Annotated in this window: 17 protein-coding genes; 4 read left to right on the top strand and 13 right to left on the bottom strand. The window is 36.7% G+C overall.

Annotated features, from left to right (window positions below; genetic code table 11):
- Window positions 1-301: 301 nt before the first annotated feature.
- A complete protein-coding gene (locus JFU18_RS25430; RefSeq protein ID WP_002087720.1) occupies window positions 302-628 on the top strand; it encodes a hypothetical protein in 327 nt (108 codons plus the stop codon).
- A 115-nt stretch (window positions 629-743) separates the two neighbouring features.
- The gene (locus JFU18_RS25425) at window positions 744-1,835 is read left to right on the top strand and encodes a DUF3900 domain-containing protein (protein WP_002014380.1); all 1,092 of its coding nucleotides are present in this window, start codon (window positions 744-746) and stop codon (window positions 1,833-1,835) included.
- 313 nt (window positions 1,836-2,148) lie between these two features.
- Here JFU18_RS25425 and JFU18_RS25420 read toward each other — a convergent pair whose 3' ends face one another.
- The 8 genes from JFU18_RS25420 to JFU18_RS25385 form a co-directional block, all read right to left on the bottom strand.
- Window positions 2,149-2,496, bottom strand: a complete 348-nt coding sequence (locus JFU18_RS25420) for a hypothetical protein (protein ID WP_002087722.1) — start codon at window positions 2,494-2,496, stop codon at window positions 2,149-2,151.
- A 340-nt stretch (window positions 2,497-2,836) separates the two neighbouring features.
- The gene (locus JFU18_RS25415) at window positions 2,837-3,682 is read right to left on the bottom strand and encodes an exonuclease (protein WP_002128455.1); all 846 of its coding nucleotides are present in this window, start codon (window positions 3,680-3,682) and stop codon (window positions 2,837-2,839) included.
- A gap of 189 nt (window positions 3,683-3,871) precedes the next feature.
- Complete coding sequence (cspB, locus tag JFU18_RS25410; RefSeq protein ID WP_001179147.1) at window positions 3,872-4,072, bottom strand: cold shock-like protein CspB; 201 nt, start codon at window positions 4,070-4,072, stop codon at window positions 3,872-3,874.
- A gap of 218 nt (window positions 4,073-4,290) precedes the next feature.
- Window positions 4,291-5,190 carry a WD40/YVTN/BNR-like repeat-containing protein gene (locus JFU18_RS25405; RefSeq protein WP_002087724.1) on the bottom strand — a complete coding sequence of 300 codons (900 nt, stop codon included), beginning with the start codon at window positions 5,188-5,190 and terminating at the stop codon, window positions 4,291-4,293.
- A 16-nt stretch (window positions 5,191-5,206) separates the two neighbouring features.
- Window positions 5,207-5,650 (bottom strand): flavodoxin, encoded by a 444-nt coding sequence (locus JFU18_RS25400; RefSeq protein WP_001062757.1) that lies wholly within the window; start codon window positions 5,648-5,650, stop codon window positions 5,207-5,209.
- A gap of 141 nt (window positions 5,651-5,791) precedes the next feature.
- Window positions 5,792-6,412 (bottom strand): acetate uptake transporter, encoded by a 621-nt coding sequence (locus JFU18_RS25395; protein ID WP_000070943.1) that lies wholly within the window; start codon window positions 6,410-6,412, stop codon window positions 5,792-5,794.
- A gap of 86 nt (window positions 6,413-6,498) precedes the next feature.
- Window positions 6,499-6,894, bottom strand: a complete 396-nt coding sequence (locus tag JFU18_RS25390; protein ID WP_201031565.1) for an NUDIX hydrolase — start codon at window positions 6,892-6,894, stop codon at window positions 6,499-6,501.
- On the bottom strand, window positions 6,891-7,232 hold the full coding sequence (locus JFU18_RS25385) for an ASCH domain-containing protein (protein WP_201031566.1): 342 nt from the start codon (window positions 7,230-7,232) through the stop codon (window positions 6,891-6,893). The genes JFU18_RS25390 and JFU18_RS25385 overlap by 4 nt, the downstream gene beginning before the upstream one ends.
- Window positions 7,233-7,371: 139 nt before the next feature.
- Between JFU18_RS25385 and JFU18_RS25380 the strand changes: the two genes are divergently transcribed.
- Window positions 7,372-7,929, top strand: a complete 558-nt coding sequence (locus JFU18_RS25380) for a CatB-related O-acetyltransferase (protein ID WP_002128459.1) — start codon at window positions 7,372-7,374, stop codon at window positions 7,927-7,929.
- A gap of 68 nt (window positions 7,930-7,997) precedes the next feature.
- Here the strand turns inward: JFU18_RS25380 and JFU18_RS25375 are convergent.
- Window positions 7,998-9,352 (bottom strand): IS3 family transposase gene (locus JFU18_RS25375; protein ID WP_201034202.1). Its coding sequence is split into 2 segments (ribosomal slippage): window positions 7,998-8,899 and window positions 8,899-9,352, totalling 1,356 coding nucleotides; the frame shifts between segments, so codons are not numbered across the junction.
- A 74-nt stretch (window positions 9,353-9,426) separates the two neighbouring features.
- On the bottom strand, window positions 9,427-16,899 hold the full coding sequence (locus JFU18_RS25370; RefSeq protein ID WP_201034203.1) for a DUF7507 domain-containing protein: 7,473 nt from the start codon (window positions 16,897-16,899) through the stop codon (window positions 9,427-9,429).
- A gap of 116 nt (window positions 16,900-17,015) precedes the next feature.
- Between JFU18_RS25370 and JFU18_RS25365 the strand changes: the two genes are divergently transcribed.
- Entirely contained in the window at window positions 17,016-17,765 is a 750-nt protein-coding gene (locus JFU18_RS25365) for a (S)-benzoin forming benzil reductase (protein WP_201031568.1), read from the top strand.
- A gap of 35 nt (window positions 17,766-17,800) precedes the next feature.
- Here the strand turns inward: JFU18_RS25365 and JFU18_RS25360 are convergent, their stop codons facing one another.
- The 3 genes from JFU18_RS25360 to JFU18_RS25350 all read right to left on the bottom strand — a co-directional run bounded on the left by JFU18_RS25360 (window position 17,801) and on the right by JFU18_RS25350 (window position 21,420).
- The gene (locus tag JFU18_RS25360) at window positions 17,801-18,634 is read right to left on the bottom strand and encodes a GNAT family N-acetyltransferase (RefSeq protein ID WP_002014365.1); all 834 of its coding nucleotides are present in this window, start codon (window positions 18,632-18,634) and stop codon (window positions 17,801-17,803) included.
- Window positions 18,635-18,700: 66 nt separating this feature from the next.
- Entirely contained in the window at window positions 18,701-20,209 is a 1,509-nt protein-coding gene (argH, locus tag JFU18_RS25355) for an argininosuccinate lyase (RefSeq protein WP_201034204.1), read from the bottom strand.
- A gap of 101 nt (window positions 20,210-20,310) precedes the next feature.
- On the bottom strand, window positions 20,311-21,420 hold the full coding sequence (locus tag JFU18_RS25350) for a serine hydrolase (protein WP_201034205.1): 1,110 nt from the start codon (window positions 21,418-21,420) through the stop codon (window positions 20,311-20,313).
- Window positions 21,421-21,435 lie beyond the last annotated feature (15 nt).

Below are 21,435 nucleotides of genomic sequence, written 5' to 3'. Positions count from 1 at the left end.
AATTTTCGAGTTTGATAAGATTGTAACTTTTATGTAACCCATCTTCATCCAGTATATACCATTTAACAGATAAAATACAAATGTAAAACCCTTTCATTTCACCTCTCTATTCACCTGCATGCTTCAGAAACCGCAATACCGCTTTCTCATATGTGATCATTATTAACAACTTAAACCGAGATTTTATCGGTAAAAACAATCATTCACTTCAGGTATATAGGTATTTGCCGTGCCACTACTCCGCTTTTGCACATACATTATGATGAATTTAACCTATTATAAAGAAATGGAGGATGTTTTTATGTATCCCTACAATCCTTATGATCCATATAACCAATATGGCTACCAACCTCAGTATGATTTACAGGCACAATACCAACAATATATAGATCAAACAGAACAAGTTAATCCATATGATCAAAATCGACAATTTCAACTTCCAATCTCTTTCCCTGGTACTGGAAACCGTCAATTAGAAAGACGAGTAAATGAGCTTGAGCAAAGAGTACGTCAACTAGAAAACACAGTTGAGCGTCATACGCGTAGATTAAACCGCTTAAATCAGCGTTTACGTACAGTAGAAAATAGGCTAAATATTCCATTTTCAGCATTAGAAGACGGATTTTAATTTCGAAAATAACAAATATATAAGGAAGGGGCTCCCCCTTCCTTATATAAATTGACGAAAGTTTTTTCCATCTCTATACTGATAAGAGTTAATGAAATGAAACAAGGTGATAAATATGGATTTTGAAATAAATTTTCTTTCTTTTTATGTAGTACAAGTAGAAGGAAAAGGTGAAGCAGTTGATAAGCGCTATAAACATTTTCAAACATTAGACGCTGAAGAGTATGAAGATAGCTCTTTAAAAGAATTTTTGAATGGTGAATTATTAAAAATTTCAAAGCGAAAAGTAGAACGTCACGCAAAAACAGAACAAGCCCCAACGAAGATCGGTCGCTTTATTGTAGAAGAAGGGCATGAACTCGATTCAAACCCTCATTACAACTTATTTAATCGTATTCGCTTTGCAGAAACAAAAGAAAACTTCAAAGATATGAGCGAACCTCTCGTTTATACATACCTTGACACAAGCGCTGTACGTGGTGGTGTGTTTTTAATCGCTCAAGCAAAACTACGCAAATACTTTGATGATCCATTCGTATTCGTAATGAAATGTGACTTCGAACCAAAGGTTGCTTCCATTTCTGATGAATCAACACTTATTCGTAACGTTGAAATGGCCATCACAACAAAAAACATGAAATCTATCCAATATCCATACATGCCTGAAGAAGGTATGGTGGAGCCTGGCGAACTAAAAATACACCAAGCATCACACGCCCGCTACTTTGAAGACTTCTTAAAATTCGTCGAATACGAACGCTCTATGCCTGAAATTATGAAAACACAAGTAATGGACATGGTATACGACCAAATTGAAGATGTATTTGAAGAAGGTACTGAAGAACGTGAACAGTTCGACCAAGCGATGGAAGTATGGGCTGCCAGTCCGAAACGCGAAATTATGGAACAATTTTCAACAGAAGAAGTAATGGAAGCTACCGCTCAAATCGTCGAGCACGCCCCTGAAGTGGAATTAAAGCTAAAAGCAGATCATATCTCTGTGAAGGCTTTGCTTGCTGATTTCGGAGACCTAATACATATTGCAAAGGTAAACGACCGATATGTATTAATGATTGAGGCTGATACACTTACGTTTGAGAAAGGCTTCTCTCCAATTGAGTTTTTGAAGCCGGATGAATTACAAGATGTGATTGAGCGGATTGAGAATAAACAGCAGTATTCTTATGATCCGAATGGGATCGAATAAATGCTTCCATATACCTATTTTTACTGAGCTCTATTAACAAGCGCTCTTTTATTTGGGACATAGTTGACATTTATACTAAAAACCGATTCTACTAAGAATCGGTTTTTCTTCTTTATAACAAATATGCTTATTTTTAAAAAATTTTTTTGCTCCAAGATGACATTTCTTGTAGAATCAAGCAGATTCCTTCCTTGTTGTACAAGCGTATTTCCATGAGAGACATCTACTTCAATATTCCTAGTTGACCAAGTCCTTCTATAAGTTTTTGGTGTTTTTCCTTTTAGTCATTATGTATGTTGTTAAAATGAAAATTTCACTTTACTACCTCAAATTTATTGTATTCGTAAAAAGATAATTGAAAACGATATTCCGGATGCTCTCTCACCCAATCGTAGGCTTCTTCTAAAATATCCATTTTATTTTGCACGTCATTAAGTTCACTACATTCGTTCCTTTTCTGTTTACATAGAGGACAGAACCCACCCACTATCTCGGCATTCATCGCACGAATCGTTTTACTTTCTAAGTCAACTACTAGACGAAGAATAAGAGAATGCTCCGCTTTTGTAGTCACCATCATTTCAGCAATTCCATCCTCATTCCAAAAGACACCATTTAATTCCATCTGTACGGTGACATCTTTGATTTCCAAGTCTATCACTATCACACCTCCCTTGTATAAGACTCTTACCTTACTCTTCGATTTTAATCTTTAATAAGCCACGAGCTAAAGATATATTAAGCTTTTTCCCATTCTTCTTCTTTGCTATGAAAGGAAGTGTAATTAGTGCAAATAGTGTGGTAAATATTATCAAAAAACTAAAACGGTTAAAATGTTAAAGATTACTCCCATTAAACTACACTCTTTTCTATGTATATCCGTACTAAAAACAACAAAATATTCCATTAACAATACAGGACAAGCCGTGAATTCTCCAACTAAACTTCAGCAACTTAATCCTGAAGTCTAGTTGTACATATGAATAAAATAAATTTTATTACTAACTTTCTTCTACTACTTTCTCCATCTCAGCCAAATACCTAAGCTGCCGCTCCGCTTTTCTCACCGCAGTAGGAAAGTGTTTTTTCAGAAGTTCTACTGCTGATTCACTTATATAATATCTTTCCGTTATACTTTCCCATGTGTCACTACTTTCAAATGCACTCCATACAAAAGGACGCTCTGTATTTTTTCTCAGTTCTTTAAACACCCATTTCCGCATCCTTTTTTTCGCTTTTTCTGTTAGTTTTCCGTTCTTTACAAGTTCAAGCTCACCATGTCTCTTGTATCGCTTGTTAATATCTCTCTCGCCATATACTTTCAGAAAGATATTTGCTGTATTCTCAGCATCTGCTAAAGCCCGGTGCTGCTTCCCTTCCCACGTTAAGCCGAGCTGATCCACTGCTAATTGTAAACTTGGTGTATGCTCAAATAATTCTTCATACGCCTGAAAAACAAATTTTTGCACATCAAATCTACTCTCTTTTTCCATACATGGGCATTCTACACCGTATAATGTACAATCTTGAGATAGAAAACGGTAATCTTCTTTTCCCCATGAAACAAATATTGAATCTTCTCCGATGAACTGAATAAATTTCTCTATAATTTGAGGGAAATTCCCTACACCTATTAAATCTTTCTTTGTAATTCCAGTTAATTTTGTTGTATGACGAGTTAATGGGGCACTTGGTTTTACTAACTCTGAAAATTCTCCAATAACCTTCATTGTACTCACATCTATTTTTACAGCTCCAATATCAACTATTTCTGACGGATCTTCTGATTTATACGGCCTAAAATTCCTTTCAATATCAAACACAATGAAGTGTGTAGCGTTTTTCAATTTATTTACCTCTTTCTAAATTCCTTTTCACACACATACTTTATTTTCAGTATTTATTTATTAATGCACTTTATGCATGAAAAACTTCGCATAAAAATCAAAAATTCAGTCTTATTATTACATGTACATAGGAGGATATTCAATAAAAACGCAAAAAAAAAGAAGGGCAAGCCCTTCTTTTTTTCATAATTACTTCTTGTTTACGTTTGTAGCTTGAGGTCCACGGTTACCTTGTTCTACTTCGAAAGTAACTTCTTGACCTTCTTCTAAAGATTTGAAGCCGTCGCCTTGGATAGCTGAGAAATGAACGAATACGTCTTCTCCGCCTTCAACCTCGATGAAACCGAAACCTTTTTCTGCGTTAAACCATTTTACTTTACCGTTTTGCATTTAAAAAATCCTCCTACAATGTACCTATATGTACATATTCATTTTCAACCACTTTACAATAATACATCATATATTAAAAAACTGCAACCCCAGAGGAGATTTAACATTGCTATCCTCCTCGGAAGTTACAGCTCATTTAAATCTCTATATTATTAAAAGTAAAATGGTTTAAAGTAACTATATCATACCAATATAATAAAAGTAAAGTTTTTTTAAAGTTATACAGCTTTTTTTTTCCACTGCATCGTTTTTAATTCACCTGATCCAGCTACAACATAGCCTTCTTTTTCATTAACAATGCGCCAACCATGCCCTTTAACCGAATCACATACTGTAACAATTCCTTCTTCAAGAAGCACACGGCAAACAGTGCTAATTCCCGCCTTATTTTGCGTTGACGTTGTATATAACACATGTTGATCCACACTTAAATCTAAATAACTACTCGCTTTTTGTTCACTTTGACATGTATGCCAACCTATTTTATCACTTTCGATACTCTCATTTATTCTGCAAAAAGAAATATTTCCGCTAATCCCCTTGCACGATCCACTTGCCGCTACTAAATAGGAATTATGTATAGTCAACGCAGAAATCATCTGATTCATCGCTATTTTAATCCTTTTTAATTTACGTGTCTCTAAATCAAAAAGCCAAACACCACCATATTTAGTATGTATTTTCGTACCGATAAATAAGTAATGTTTATATAAAAATAATGATCGAATAGATGGTGCCTCACTACCGTAATTAAGAAATGGCTGAATAGTCTCCCATGTGGAACCAAAATTATTAGAATGATACAGTGTTTTATCTCCATGAGCAATTACTGTTCCATTCTCATTACTACATACATTCCAGCTCGTTGCTTTCGTTGGAAAGCGCTGGATCGTCCACGTTTCTCCACCATTCATACTACGAATAAAAACTCCTTCGTCTCCTACTCCGTAAACTACGTTACCTTCACTATGTAAATCTCGAATTCGTTTTTGGAAACCAGTTAAAGCCTGTTTCCATTCTCCATCTTTTTCAATGAATAAACCATTATATGTAGTAGCTAACAAAAGCTTTCCATCTCTTAACTTTGTAATAGCAGTTGCACTTAACATTGTTTCCACGTTGACACTCCCGTTCCTAGAACTTCTCGGCAAAAGCAATTGCAAAATCACTGCATTTTTCAACGTCTTCTTTATCTTCTGGAGCTAATTCAATTTTCAATCCTTCTTGTACAAGTTCTGCCCCACATTTTACAAGACGTTCTTCAAATATCGTTACCGCTTCACAAAACAGTTCATACGCCGTATCACCTGATCCAAAAACAGCCACTTTTTTACCCGTCAAATCTATATTTTCTAACTCATCATGGAAATCTTCCGCTTCAAATGGTAATTCACCATCACCCCACGTATAAGATCCTAAAATGATTCCATCATAAGCTAATAATTCTTCAGCATCCATACCTTCCATCTCTTGTAATACTACTTCATGATCAAAGGCATCTAAACTTACTTTAATTAAATCAGCAATACTCTCTGTATTCCCTGACATACTTGCATACGCTATTAAAATTTTCGCCACTTCGGCATCCCCCTCTTACAATAATTGATTCTCATTCTCATTATATTAATAATGAGAATCAATTTCAATTATATTTTTTGCTATTTTATTTTATTCCATAAAAAAAGAACAGATGACTATACAATCATCTGTTCTTTTTTATTACTTTTTAAAAATACCAAAGGGTTTTCCAACTGGTAATACAACTTTTCCGAAGTGTGTATTTAACACAGCTGCTGCTGAACCATAGAAAGATAATAATGAAATACATAGTTCAGAATACGCTGCTAAATTATGCATTGCGTGCGGCATAACACCTAAAGTACTTAATGAAAGACCGATAAATAAGAAATCAATAAGGACGAAAATCATAAATAATACTTTATGTGTTTCCATTGCACCAATTGTCATAAAGATCGTGAAAATCAAGTATCCGATAAAGGCTACACCGAGCTGTTTTGAATCTGCAGTTTGGGCTAATTTTTCACCAAATACTCCAAGTTGAATTAACCAAGTCATTCCAACACCTAACCAAAATAGGCCGTACGCACCAAATGCTGTTGTACCGAACGTATTGTTGTGCTTTGCATCGTGAATGCATGCAAAGATTTGTGCAAATCCTCCTAAAAAGATTGCCCATGGTAATACAAGTGAAACGCCATCTGTTAAGCCTAACTTTTGAGATGATGCTACAAGTGTTACCATCGCTAATCCAAATAGACCGATTCCAGATGGATCTGCTGTTGTCATTTTCACATGATGTGTAGTAGTTTGATTGCTCATATAAACCTCCTGATTATAAACATACTCGAATACAATACTTAAATCAGAAGGCTATGTCAATGGTTTTTTTTGTATGTTGTCAGACCTTATATTCCATAATAATCAAATACACATTTGGCCACATCATAAGGTTTTACATTTAAATTTGGCAACTCATTTACCGGCATCCATAAAGGAATATAACTCCCTCTATCTTTCAGCTCGAACTCCTCGCCTTTACCACTTCCGAAAACTCCACCTATAATATGGGCATTATAATAATACTCCGTACCTTTATACTCCACCTTTGCAATCCGATGCTCCACTTGTATATGTACCCCTAATTCTTCATAAACCTCTCGCTTCGTTGCTTCTTCAGGCGTTTCTCCTTCTTCAATTCCCCCGCCTGGAAAAACAAAATACAGCTCACCTTCTCGAATACGTTTTATAAGAGCGATTTTACCACCTTGTATAATTATAGCTGCACCGCGATTTCTTCTCACTTTATTACCTCAACACCAATCGCAACTGTTCCCCATTCTTTTTCTTGTTCTTTCGTATATATTCCGTATGTACTTTCTAACATTTCTTTTATACTAAGTTCTTCACAATCAAATAATTTTTTATCAATTTGTTCGTACATTGCTTTAAAGCTTTCGTATCGTTTTATCTCCGTTACTTTTACAACCATCGTTTCTGCTGTCGTAAGGTTCGTAAATACAATTTCATCGTCTTGTTTTATAAGTTGACGTTTTCTATCGTATAAGCGTACTTCATATACTTTTTTTCCTAATTGAATCGACTGAAAAGGTTTATTATATAATCCCATTTCGTATCTCATACATTTCACTCCCTTTTATTCATCTTACCTACTAACATTTTTGCACATTACCATTTCATACAACATAGTTCGCCTTACTTCACCTTGCATATAATGTTCCATATCCATTACTTTCTTTAGAGAGGATGCTAAAATTCGTATGTTATATTTAAATCAAAAACCTGAATATAATAAATATGATATCGGTGATTATACTTACAGTAAAGTAGGCCCTATTATTTTTTCTTGGAATGATGAAACAAAATTAAAAATAGGTAAGTTTTGTTCATTAGGAGAAGAAGTCGTTTTCGTACTTGGCGGTGAACATCGTGCTGATTGGATAACAACTTATCCATTTAATGTCCTCTTCGAAGAAGGAGCACACATTACTGGTCATCCTTCTTCAAAAGGTGATATCGTAGTCGGCAATGATGTATGGATTGGTTATCAATCCTGCATTTTATCTGGTGTTACAATTGGTAACGGGGCCATTATCGGGGCCAAGAGTGTTGTTACAAAAGACGTACCTCCATATGCAATCGTCGCTGGTAATCCTGCCAAACTAGTTCGATATCGTTTCCCGCAAGAAATCATTGAAAAACTAGAAAACCTTGCATGGTGGGACTGGGACATTTCCGTTATAAAAGGAGCTATTCCATTTCTACTCTCCAACAAAGTCAACGAATTTTTCACTTCTCCCGAAGAAGAAGCTACTTGATCTAAACAAAAAGAGCATCCTACTCTTTCAGGTGAAGTGACCCCTAAAAGTTAGACACGGTTATTTCATTAGGCTACTTGATCCAAATGAGTCCGGTATTGTACCGGGCTCATTTTTAATTTTGCCTTAATCCGTTTCTTATTATAATAATCTATATATTTTTCTAATTCTATTTTAAAATGCTCTATGCATTCAAATTCTTTTATATAGAGGAACTCCGACTTCATAATCCCAAAGAAATTCTCTATTACTGCGTTGTCGTAACAGTTTCCTTTTCGAGACATACTCTGTACGATAGCTCTTGATTCAAGTGTACGGACGTACTGTCCCATTTGATAATGCCATCCTTGATCCGAATGCATCAGTAGCTGGTGGTTTTCAGGTAAACGTTCTAATGCTTTCTCTAACATCTCTGAAACAAGTGAATACGCCGGTCTAGAACCAATTGTATAGGTAATAATCTCACCATTATACAAGTCTAATACAGGTGATACATACAGTTTTTCTCCAAATAATTTAAACTCTGTGATGTCTGTTACCCATTTTTGATTCGGTGCATCTGCATAAAAATTACGCTCTAAAATATTGGGTGCAATTTTACCGACTTTCCCTTTATAGAATTTATATTTCTTCATACGCACAACACACTTTAATCCAAGCTCTTTCATAATACGTTGCACCTTTTTGTGATTCACTTTCTGACCACGATTCGCTAACTCATCACGAATGCGACGGTAGCCATAACGACCTTCATTCTCCTCATAAATCACTTTAATCTCAGCTTTCAAATCGGCATCTACATCTGGGCGATTCATTTTCTTTACTAAATCATAATACGTGCTTCGTGGAATAGTAGCTAACTCCACGAGTGCCTTCACCGAATATTTATGCCTTAATTCATAGACTACTTGCGCTTTGTCTTGTTTAGTGACTTTTCCTTGTTTTGAACTAAGGCATTCAACTTTTTTAAGTACTCATTTTCCATTTCAAGCTGTTTAATACGTGCTTCAAGTGCTTCAACTGACCCTTCAGCTAAAGCTTGTTTTACTTGTTTATTTGACTCTTTTTTCATGGATGGACGCCCCTTTTTTTTAGATTGAAGGGCATCAATTCCTTGTGTTTCGAGTTGTTTTTTCCAAACAGAAATCGTTGAAGGGGCAGGAATGTTAAAGATAGCTGCCGTCTCAAATAAGGACATACCGTTTTCAATCATAAAGTTTAGTACGTCTAGTTTAAATTGTTGTGTGTAATTTGTACATCGTTTTAGAAAAGCTTCCACACCATTCTGCTTATATTGGTTTACCCAATTCAAAATGATTGTGCCACTTATACCGATCGCTCTACCCATTTCTCGATAACTTTCATTTCCGTTCAAATAACGTAGAACGATTTGTATTTTTTCATCAGCTGTAAATTTAGCCATAGAAAAACTGCACCTCCAATTGTTAGACTGTGTCTAACAATTGGGGTGCAGTTCACAGGATGCTCTTTTTGTGTTTATTTTTTATTTATTCGCAACTGATTACACGGAGAACAGTGAAATGGAATTTTGTCTAAACAATTAAAGTTTGTTTCACAAATTTGTTCTATCGTTGGAACAAATGGAATGACAACTATGTTACTATCTATTATTTGTGTAACAGGTGGCAATACTGTGCCTACTTGATGTTCGAAGCGAATACTCGCTTGATTAATATAATTTCCTGAACCACTTGGTGCACTCTGAACTGTTACTTGGAACGAAACTGTCCGTGCTTCACCTGGATTTAAACTTCCTATAAGAAACCCTGATACTGGGCTTACATTTGGCACTGGCGTATTATCAACAGTTACACTTCCAGGAACAAATCGAAAACTACTATCTAACATATCTTGAAAACGAATATTTTGTATCGCTGTATCCCCCGTATTCGTAATAACTGTCGTAAACGTAATAACATCGCCTATCGTTGCTGATTGAAGATCTGCCGTTTTTACGACTGTTGTTGAAACATTTTGAGGAATAAACGGGATAACAACTGTATTACTATCGCCTTCAACTACTACTGGCGGCTCATTAGGATTTACAGTTGCAAGCCCATTCGCTATAGCTGTATTTGTTACTAAGTTATTTATTTGCCCTCCTGTTATTACAACTTGGAAATTAATAATTGCTGCATCATTCGGCTGAAAATCACCTAAAAGGATACCGGTATTCGGATTGGCAAATGGAAAAGGTACATCATTTACCGTTACCGTGCCATTTATAAATAACGTATTTGGGTCAATGATGTCTGTTAAAATAATATTCGTCACAGGAACTGTACTATCATTTATAACAGCAATTCCGTAAGTGACAACATCTCCTACCATTGCTACTTCAAAGTTTGCTCCTTTTGCAACAAATAAGATTGCAGTATTTACCGTTACAATAACTGTATTACTCGTGTCCATCACTGTAACTGGCGGTTCCCCTGGTACTAAAATATATTCTGCCGATGCCCCAGCAACGTTCACCACTGTACCACCATCTGGAAAACTTGTAATTGTAGCTTCATATGTTACAATCGCCGTCTCACCGACTGGAATGTCTAAAATCGTAAATCCAACCTGCGGATTTACTCCTGGACGTGCTACTCCATTTACCGTTACACTATTTGGTACAAAAGCCGCTTCCGGAGATAACACATCAATAAATTGAACATTCATTGCATCAGCCGTACCAGTATTTAATATGCGAACACGGTACGTTACCGTTTCTCCTACTCCAACAATTGAATGATCTACTTCTTTCAGCATATCTAAACTGCCTCTATTTACTGGTGTGACTGTCGTATTACTGGAATTCGTAATTGTAAACGGTGGTTCTCCTGGAATCAATTCGAAATCACCAGTTACTCTCGCTGTATTCATAATGCTACTAGAAGGCGGAATTACGATTACATTTACTTCAAATGTGATTAGTATGCTATCTCCTACTGCAAGATCCGGTAATGAAAAGCCTACAAAAGGATCTAAACCTACTTGTGGAATCCCATTTATCTGTACACTCCCTGGAACGAATTCTAAACTAGGTGATGGAACGTCAATAAATTGCACATTTGTCGCTGTTACCGTTCCTGTATTTGTAACTTGCACACTATACGTTAACGTATCTCCTAATCGTGTCGCCTGTTTGTTGACAGTTTTTATAACATTGAATCGCCCTCTATTTACCCTTGTTATTGTCGTATTACTCGGCTCTGTTACTACAACTGGTGGTTCTCCTGGTACTAAAGTAAAACTTCCTGTTATATTTGCAACATTCGTTATCGTTCCTGAAGATGGAATATTTGTCACTATCGCTTGGAACGTCACTATAGTCGTATTGCCAACAAGTATATCGCCAATTCCAAACCCAGTAATCGGATTCAAACCAGGTTGCGGAGTTCCATTTACCGTTACACTATTTGGTACAAATGACGCTCCTGCTGAAATCGTATCAATAAACTGAACATCGTTAGCTGTTACTGTTCCTGTATTCGTTATTTGCACTGTATACGTTAATACATCTCCAACTAAGGTAGCAGCTCTATTGACTTGTTTAATAACATTAAAGCGTCCTCTATTTACAGTTGTGAGCGTTGTGTTACTTGGCTGATTTACTATAACTGGTGGTTCTCCTGGTACTAATATAAAGCTTCCAGTAACATTTGCCGTATTGGCAATTGTTCCGTTTGATGGAACACTAACAACGGTTACTTGGAACGTGACTTCTACACTTCCCCCTGAATTTATATCTGGAAGTGGGAATCCATTATTAGGATTGAACCCAGGTTGTATCACACCACCTATCGTTACACTATTCGGCACGAATGCTATAGAGGAAGGTAATACATCACTATATTGAATATTCGTCGCTGTCACTGTCCCTGTATTTTGAACTACTGTCGTATATGTGATTGTATCGCCTACTGCAACAATTGGCTCACTTACTGATTTTAAAACATTCAAACCAGGTTCATTTATTTCGGTTAATGTCGTGTTACTTGTCGTTGTTTCAGTAATAGGCGGCTCTGTTTCACTTACAGCAAATGTAGCCGTAACATCTACAAAGTTAACAACTGTTCCACCTTCTGGTATGCTCGTTACCATCTCTTGATATGTGACAAGTACAAAATCATCTACAGGTATATCTGGAACTGTAAAACCGATAAAAGGATCTAATCCTGGTGCTGGTACCCCGTTTATGCTCACACTTCCTGGTACAAATGCTACACCCGCGGAAGTAGTATCTATAAATTGAACATTCGTCGCTGCCACTGTTCCAAAATTAAAAATCAATACATCATACGTTAAAATTTCTCCTACAGTCGCTACTTCTTTATCTACTAGTTTTAACGGAAAAATAAACGCTATATTAATTGTCGTAACGACTAAATTTGTTAATATCGTTTCCGTAATCGGTGGTTCCTGCGGATTTGGTTGTGAAGTAAATGTAACGTCTGCATCATTTAATATGACTTCATTATCTGGAATTTCTGTAATCGTCACTCGGAACGTTACCTCAATACTTCCACCATTAATTAATAATGGAGTAACTGTAAATCCTATTTCTGGATTTAAACCAAGTTGCTGCACCCCACCTATCGTTACACTATCTTCTACAAATGTCGTTCCTTCTGGTATGACATCTTGGAAGAACACATCTGTAACAGGTATAATTCCTACGTTTGAAATTAGCACGGTATACGTTAATACATCCCCAACCGCTCCAGTTGCAACGTCAACTGTTTTGGTTGCTGTTACTTCACCAGGAGGAGGTAACGGTATCGTAACTACTGTCGTATTACTTGAATTTGTCGTTGTTACAGGGGGCTGTAAAGGATTTAATAAAAAAGTGGCCGTAGCAGCTGCCGTGTTTAGTACGGCTCCACGCGTGGATGGCGCAACTACTGTTACTTGGAACGCTACAGTCAATGATGTGCCAGCAGCTATATTAGGAAGCGTAAAACCTATATTTGGATCAAATCCAGGTTGAGGAGTTCCATTTATCGTTACACTATTTGCTACAAATGTTGTTTCTGGAGCAATTGGATCAATGAAAGAGACATTCGTTGCTGTTACCGTTCCATTATTTCTAATGACAACAGAATACGTGTAAATTTCTCCAAGTGCCGCTTGTTGTACAGATGAAGATTTTTGTATATTTAACTGTGCTGTGTTTACTTGCGTCACGACGAAATTGCTATTCGTAACAGTCGTTATTGGAGGATTAGCTGGATTTATAAGAAAACTTGCAGTAACGTTTGATTGGTTTCTAATATTTCCACCACTCGGGACACTCGTCACTATAACTTGAAACGTAACTGTAACGGTTTGCCCAACTGGAATATTCGGAACTGGAAAACCTACCACAGGGTCTGCACCTTGCTGAACAACTCCATTTATCGTGACACTATTCGCTACAAACGCAGTTCCAACAGGAATCGGATCTTGAAAAATAATATTTGTTGCAGGAACAGTTCCTGTATTTTGAATAAGAATCGTATACGTTAACGTATCTCCTACACCTGCTTGCGGTGTGTTTACACTCTTTATTACATTAATTGATCCTACATTCACTCGCGTCACAACAATATTACTAATCGTTACAATTGTAATTGGTGGCTGGAGAGGACTTACTTGGAAATCCGCAGTTACATTCGCATTATTCGGAAGAACTCTATTTGGTGGTACACTCGTGATCGTCACTTGAAAAGTAACTGTTACCATCCCTCCTACTGGAATATTAGCAAGTGGAAATCCAGTTGTTGGGTTTAAACCGGGTTGAGATATCCCGTTTATTGTTACACTATTTGCTACAAACGTTGTTCCAGATGGAATTGGATCAAGGAATGATACATTTGTCGCTGCTACTGTTCCACTATTTTGTATACGAACTGTATACGTTAACGTATCTCCTACTCCTGCTTCAGTAGCGCTTACGCTCTTCATTACATTTAACCCTGAAGAATTCACGACTGTCATAACAGTATTACTTGGTACTGTTACAGTAATCGGTGGCTCTGTTGGATTTACAAGGAAATCTCCAGTTACATTCGCATTATTTACGACATTATTTCCTTGGGGAATTTCATCAATTAATACTTCAAACGTAACAATTACACTCGCGCCAGTAGGCAAATTATTTAATGGGAATCCAAGTTCTGGATCTGCCCCTTCTTGTAAAACACCATTAACAAATACACTGTTTTCAATAAATAATGTCCCTTGTGGAATTGAATCTTGGAAAAATACATTTGTAGCTGGTACACTACCTGCATTTATGACTTCGATTGTATATACTAAAACATCCCCTACCGTTGCAACATCCGTATTCACTGCTTTCACAACTTCAAAATTCCCTGATTGTACAGTTGTATTCACAATGTTACTAGGAACATTAATTGTTACTGGCGGTTCGCTCGGATTCACTTGAAAACTTGCTGTTACATTTGCTTGATTTAAAATATCTTCATTTTCTGGATCCTGTACAATTAATACGTCAAATGTGACTACAACGGTTTGAGCCGCAGGAATATTTGGAAGAGAAAATCCTGTATTCGGATTCAATCCACTTTGCGGTACTCCATTAATCGTTACAGTATTCGCAACAAATGAAACAGCGGAAGAAATAGTGTCTTGGAAAAACACATTTGTTAACGGAACGTTTCCTGTATTTTGGACGGCAATCGTGTATGTTAAAGTGTCCCCTACTGCCGCTTGCGTTGTATTCACTTCCTTTATTACATTTAAACCACCTGTATTAACTTGTGTTACAACTGTATTCGTTTGTCTATTAATCGTTACTGGCGGCTGATTCGGAATAACGACGAAATTAGCCGATACATTTCCACGATTCGCAATCGTCCCTCCTGATGGCGTAGATGTGACTTGTACTTGAAAAGTCACTGTCCTACTTCCACCTGGAGATATATTCGCTACCGTAAACCCAGTCGCAGGATTTGCTCCAGGCTGTGAAACCCCATCTACAGTCACACTATTTGGAATAAAAGTCGTTCCAGTTGGAATCGGATCTTGAAAAATAACATTTGTCGCAAGTACATTTCCTGTATTTTCAATTGTAACGGTGTACGTAAGAACGTCATTAACTGTCGCAAAAGCTCTATCCACTGTTTTTCTCGTTCTTATATCAGCTATATTAATAGTAGTAAATACAGTATTACTTGTCGCTTGACCTGAAATTGGTTGTTGGCCAGGCACTGGAGTAAAGTTAAATGTTACACTTGCACGGTTCGGAATTGGATTTACAAGAGGATTAGATGTTACTCGAACTTGAAAGCGCACTACAGTCGTTTGTGAAGCATTAATACTTCCAAGATTAATACTACTTGATGGATTCGCTCCTGGACGTGCTACTCCATTTACCGTAACACTATTTGCGACAAATGTTGTTCCTGCAGGGATACTATCAACAAAAATAACATTGTTTGCAGCAACATTCCCATTATTCGTGACATTAACTGTGTACGTTAATACGTCATTAAGCGTTGCCGTCTGTAGGTCTACAGATTTTTGCATACTTATAGTTGCTTGATTCACTGTCGTTTGTACTGTATTTGAAGAAGACGTACTTGTAATAGGGGGACTACCGACAAAAGGACGGAATTGATATGACACCATTGCACGATTTGGAATAGGGTTTGGGTTCGGGAACGATGTTATTCGAACTTGAAATGTAACAATTCTTTGCGTGTTATTTGGGATTGTACCTAAATTAATTCCATTCGCTGGATTCGCACTCGGTTGTGTTACTCCACCTACCGTTACACTACCTACTACAAATGTCGTTCCGTTCGGAATACTATCTTGTAATACAACGTTTTCTGCACTTCCTGTTCCTGTGTTCGGGACCGTAATCGTATAGGTGAGAGTATCCCCTACCCCTGCAACTGTTCTATTAACCGATTTAACAGGATTAATGATTGGACCTGTCGCATCAATTTGAACACCAAAACCAGCTGCAGCGTATCCATCTCCATTTGTGACAAAGCGAACAGTTGCTGACGTCTGATTGTTTACTAAAGAAGATGAGGCGTCTACATTCGTAATATCCCACCCTTGTCTTCGGACTGCTAAAGCAATTCCTAACGGCTGATTCAAATCTCCAAATGTGCCGCTCGTATCTAGATTGCCACTATCATTACAAATTTGTGATTGAAAGAAATTATTCGCGGGGTTTCTCGGTCCGAATAATGCGACTGTAGCATTTGCATTCGGTCCAAAGCGAAGCTGATCTCCAACAATGTTAGAATCACCTTCTTGAGCAGTTACGAGCACTCTTCCTGTAACAGCTCCTGTTGCTGGAGTAGCAAATCCTGAAATAGTAGCATCAACTGGCGGGGATGAAGCATCGATAATTTCTTGACCTGCATATACTGACAAATTCCGAAGTGGTAAACTTGCATTTTGATAAACTACCTCAAGCGTCCAGCCAGCTGAACGACTGATTGTTGGATCAGCTGAAGTTCTTGCAGCTGGCACGGCACCTGTTGTATATGTGCCTGCCCCACCTGCACTTACAAGATTCGTTACATTAGCAGAGCGAGCATAATAAAACTGGTTTCCTACCGAACCTTGCTGCGCGGTAGCAGGGTCTGGCGTAACTGAAAATGTTCCTGCTGGTGTTGTAAATGTAATATTATCATTTAAAAATGGTAATACATCTTCCGTATCAGTCCGGAAAGTACCAGCCCAAACCAACTCTGCATACAAAATACTACTCCCTGCCGGAAGGTTTAAAATTGCACTTGAAGAATTCAATTGCCAGTCATCCGTTGTTCCTGCTGGGAATCCTGGTACTTGTAACGACGTATTTACTGTCGTAAATACAGCAAGTGTACCAAAAATATTACCTGGCGCAGGCGATGTAGGACTAAGTCCCAACGTATTCCCAGTGAACGTGACGGCACCAGTTACTGTTGTTGTAAAGCGATTCAAAAAAGGCACGTAATCATCTCATTTCATTTATAGTAAAAAGTGCTCTATACTATAAAATGTAGACAAACTATAGAGTGTACGTTGTCCAAAAAAATTCCGCACATACGAGAGGAGTTTATAAAACTATGCGCTACGTTATCGTAACAGGAACTTCACAAGGTTTAGGTGAGGCAATCGCCGCACAATTGTTAGAAGAAAACACAACCATCATCTCTATTTCTAGAAGAGAAAATAAAGAGCTTACTAAACTCGCAGAGCAAAAAAACAGTACTTGTATTTTCCATTCCGTAGATCTTCAAGATGTACATAATTTAGAAACTCGTTTTAGCGAAGTCGTTTCATCTATAGAAGAAGACAAAGTTTCATCTATTCATTTAATTAATAATGCAGGCACAGTCGCACCAATGATGCCAATTGAAAAAGCAGAAAGCGAACAATTCATTACGAACGTTCACATTAATTTACTTGCACCTATAATTCTTACATCTACTTTCATGAAACATACGAAAAACTGGAAAATAGATAAACGAGTTATAAATATTTCGTCTGGAGCAGGGAAAAACCCTTATTTTGGATGGGGCGCTTATTGTACAACGAAAGCCGGTGTAAATATGTTTACGCAGTGCGTAGCTACTGAAGAAGTAGAAAAAGAATACCCTGTAAAAATCGTTTCTTTTGCACCAGGTGTTGTTGATACAAATATGCAAACACAAATTCGTGAAACAAATAAAGAAGACTTCACAAATTTAGACCGCTTCATCTCATTAAAAGAAGAAGGAAAGCTATTATCACCTGAATATGTTGCGAAAGCTATTCGTAACTTACTAGAAACGGAGGACTTCCCGCAGGGTGAAGTAATTCGAATTGATGAATAACAAAGAGGCACGCTATAATAGCGTGCCTTTTCATTCTATTTCTCTAAAAATATGAGTACAGACTCCATCATCTTCTCATAACCAATCTCTTGATAAATTTTATTTGATGTTGGATTTGCCAGGTCCGTATATAATGTCGTTGTTTTGTAGCCTTCATCTAACATACGTTGACTAAGTGCAGCGACACAACTAGATGCGTACCCTTTTTTCCGAGCTTCTTTCGGTGTATATACGAAATTAACTGTTATATTGTTTGTAGTCGGTCTCGTTTTTGCAGCTACAGAAACAATCTTCCCGTCTACTTCTAAACCAAATAGACGATGATTAGTAATTAATGTATGAGCAGTTTGTTTCGCTTCTTCTTTCGTAGTAGGAAGCTTCACATCTTCGCAAAATTGATATATCCACTGCTCTATTAATGTTAGCTCATCACTACTTACTTCTCGAAAGATTCCATCTCCGTTCCATTTTTTCTTTACTTGTTTTAATTCATATATACCTTGCTCCATTGCAACATTAGTTTTCTTATTCTCTAACACTGCAATCTCTTCCGCTAATTTCTGTACGATTTTTTTATTACCAATCAATCCAGGAATATTTGGATATACTTTCGTTAACTCTTTTGCAAGTTCCTTAATAGCTACTGCCGAAATCTCAGACGTAGCAACAATTATTTGTTTCTTTTCTTCTGTTTGAAGAAATACAGCTGCAATTTCTTCCTCTTGTTTTGCTACTCCTATAAATATCGGTTCTTGGACCATTTGTAATACACCTAATATGAGATTATTTTCCTGCTCATTCTTCTCTAAAAATGGTGTAACCTCTTCTGTAAAATTAAGAATCTCTTCATATACATGTAATTGAATCATCGACAATCTCTTCCCTCGATTTATATTTAAATTAAGTATTGGCGATTAATTCATTAAATCCTTCTTTTACGATTCAATAATGTTCGAAGCTAACGTATTCAAATCATTTTCAGCTTGTAAAATTCTTTGTTTTTCCTTTTCAAATACCTCTTCTTCTTTTTGAAATGACTCTTTTCGATTTTTAATCATACGCTCCATCTCTTTTTTACTCGGTCCACCATATACATTTCTTTTTTGAATAAAAGCTTCTGGTGATATAATTTCTTTCCACTCTTCTTCTAATAAATTTACTTTCAAATTTTCTTGTAAGTATACATTTATGTCTTTGAAATTTAATTCATGTAACTCCTTTTTCTGCTCCAATGACATATTTGCAATCGCACTTGCTGCATGATGTGCATGCCGAAATGGTATTTCATAGTTTTTTGTTAAAACATCTGCGAAATCTGTAATCGTAATCGCGTGTTTATATGAACGACTTTTTAACGTTTCCTCTTCTACTTTCATCGTTCGAATAACTGCGTTCATCATACAAAAAACACGAATCGCCTTTTCGATTCCTTTATATAAATACGGCTGCAAGTCATCCTCCGTATCGACAATATCGCCAAATGGTGTATTATGAATCATTTGAAATACAGTAAATGCTTCCCCTAAAGCACTACTCGTAATAGCACGGGCATGTTCTATTGAAACAGGATTTCGTTTTTGCGGCATAATACTACTTATTTGCACATATGGCTTCGCTACAGTAATCCCATCATATTCTTTCGTCGCTAATAGTAAAAAATCATGAATCCATCTACTCGTATTCGTCATAATAACCATTAGTAACGAGCTAACTTCTAATAAATAATCTGCTCCAGCAACAGCATCATATGAGTTCTCAATTACATTTGTAAACCCAAGTAACTGTGCCACTCGTTTTCTCTTAATTGGGAAGCTTGTTGTAGAAAGGGCAGCTGCCCCCATTGGGGAATGATTTAAAAGATGATACGCTTTTTTCATTCTTTCTAAATCTCGTTGCATCGTATCATAAATTGCCAAAATATAATGACCAAATGTTGTCGGCTGCGCCGGTTGTGTATGTGTATACGCGGGCATAATTGTTTCCATATGTTCACCGGCGAGCTCCAGCATACTTTCTTGCAGCAATAAATGATGTTCCATTAACCGCAATACAAATTGCCGTAAACTCATGCGATACATCGTTACACCCATATCATTTCTACTTCTACCGATATGCATATTACTTACAAATTCACACTTTGCTTCTTGAGAAAGCAAATGTTCAACTAAGAAAAAAAGATCTTCATGTTGCTCTGTATATAGCAACTTCTCCTTTGGAATCCCCTCTACTTTTTTAAGTGCGATTAATATAACTTTCGCTTCTTCTCTTTTCATTAACTTCTCTTCAGTTAACATAGCAATATGTGCCCTATGCACTTGAAACATATCTTTTAATAAATAATTACGCTGAAAATTAAATACGTGCTGTAATACACAATCTACATATGCTTTCCCAGGGAAATCAGCGCCTTCATTCTTAATAAACTCTTCTTTACTCTGTTTCATCACCTTTTCCCCTTTCGCCTAAGTGTTACTACCCATCATACCCAAGGATGGTGAAAAAGTGCTTGTACATAAAAATAAACTCGGCGCTCATAGCACCGAGTTTATTTAATAAAAGTCGCATCATACTTATCACTTTGCAACACTTGAAAGTGTAGATTTGCTAAATGTTTACGTATTTCAGCACTGTCATCTTCATTTAAATTATTTGCCAAGAAAACAATTTCTGTACAGTTTCCGCGTTTATCCATTGCATAAACTGCTTTTGTTACCGTCCATGGTGTATAACCATTCTTTTGTCCAGCATGCCTGAATGTTTTACGATATTTCTTTGCGCTCATATCTGTTTCAACGATATTCGCCCACACTTTTTCTTCCGCTTCTGTAAGACCACCTTGATGATTTGCCTTTTGAAGCAGTACCATATAATCGTTAGCGGAAGCAGCCGGCAATCTATCCGACCAAATTTTGTCGTAACGTTCCTCTAAATACAGAGGAATTTCCTTCTGTAATAATGGTCCCTTCTTTTTTAAGCGTTCATGAATAATCATAGCATATTCACGATATTGCTCTTGAGACATTTCTTTTAACTTTTTCTCTATTTTATATTTTGGAACATGTAATTCTTTATGCAAATATCCCGGAATGTATAAAGATGAAACAATCGGAAATAGCGGTTGATGTGCAGGAAGTGCTAAACTTTGTAAATTCCGATTAATATTGTCTAATCCTAATACCTCCATTAAATATTCAGTATTTGCATTAGAACTAAACTTAACCATTCCTTTTGCAACTTCTTCTAAAGAAACCGCTCCTTCAGTTATCTTTTCTTTTTTTTGCAAATAATTTTGCCATCTATCTTGTGCACCACCATCTGTACCCGGCACATAATAACGATTCACATCATTAATTGAAACGAAACTAGACCGATCGATTTTCCCCTCTGTAACTTGTTTCGTATATTCAAGCGCCACAATTAACTTCATCGTACTAGCAACTGGCAATACAACATCCGGATTTACAGAATACACGACTTTATCATTTCTTTTTATTAAAAGTGCACTATTCTTTTCATCTTTATGTTCTTCAATAAAGGATGCTATGTACTGCGCATCATCATTATTTGAACTCCACACTTTTTTCACTAAAAAGTTACCTGATATCAGCAAAACAAAAATACCCACAATCACTGCGCATACTATAGTTTTTTTCAAGTAAAATTCCTCTCC

This window comes from Bacillus sp. TH22 (assembly GCF_016651015.1).
Lineage (GTDB): Bacteria > Bacillota > Bacilli > Bacillales > Bacillaceae_G > Bacillus_A > Bacillus_A mycoides.
Note: the sequence above shows the minus strand (reverse complement) of the source record. Positions and strands in the feature narration are given on the sequence as shown.

Bases quoted from the DNA above. Each gene is read 5' to 3' on its own strand.
- cspB (WP_001179147.1), bottom strand. From the start codon at position 4,072: ATGCAAAACGGTAAAGTAAAATGGTTTAACGCAGAAAAAGGTTTCGGT.
- JFU18_RS25380 (WP_002128459.1), top strand. From the start codon at position 7,372: ATGTTATATTTAAATCAAAAACCTGAATATAATAAATATGATATCGGT.
- JFU18_RS25385 (WP_201031566.1), bottom strand. From the start codon at position 7,232: ATGAGATACGAAATGGGATTATATAATAAACCTTTTCAGTCGATTCAA.
- JFU18_RS25365 (WP_201031568.1), top strand. From the start codon at position 17,016: ATGCGCTACGTTATCGTAACAGGAACTTCACAAGGTTTAGGTGAGGCA.
- JFU18_RS25430 (WP_002087720.1), top strand. From the start codon at position 302: ATGTATCCCTACAATCCTTATGATCCATATAACCAATATGGCTACCAA.
- JFU18_RS25360 (WP_002014365.1), bottom strand. From the start codon at position 18,634: ATGATTCAATTACATGTATATGAAGAGATTCTTAATTTTACAGAAGAG.
- JFU18_RS25395 (WP_000070943.1), bottom strand. From the start codon at position 6,412: ATGAGCAATCAAACTACTACACATCATGTGAAAATGACAACAGCAGAT.
- JFU18_RS25425 (WP_002014380.1), top strand. From the start codon at position 744: ATGGATTTTGAAATAAATTTTCTTTCTTTTTATGTAGTACAAGTAGAA.
- argH (WP_201034204.1), bottom strand. From the start codon at position 20,209: ATGAAACAGAGTAAAGAAGAGTTTATTAAGAATGAAGGCGCTGATTTC.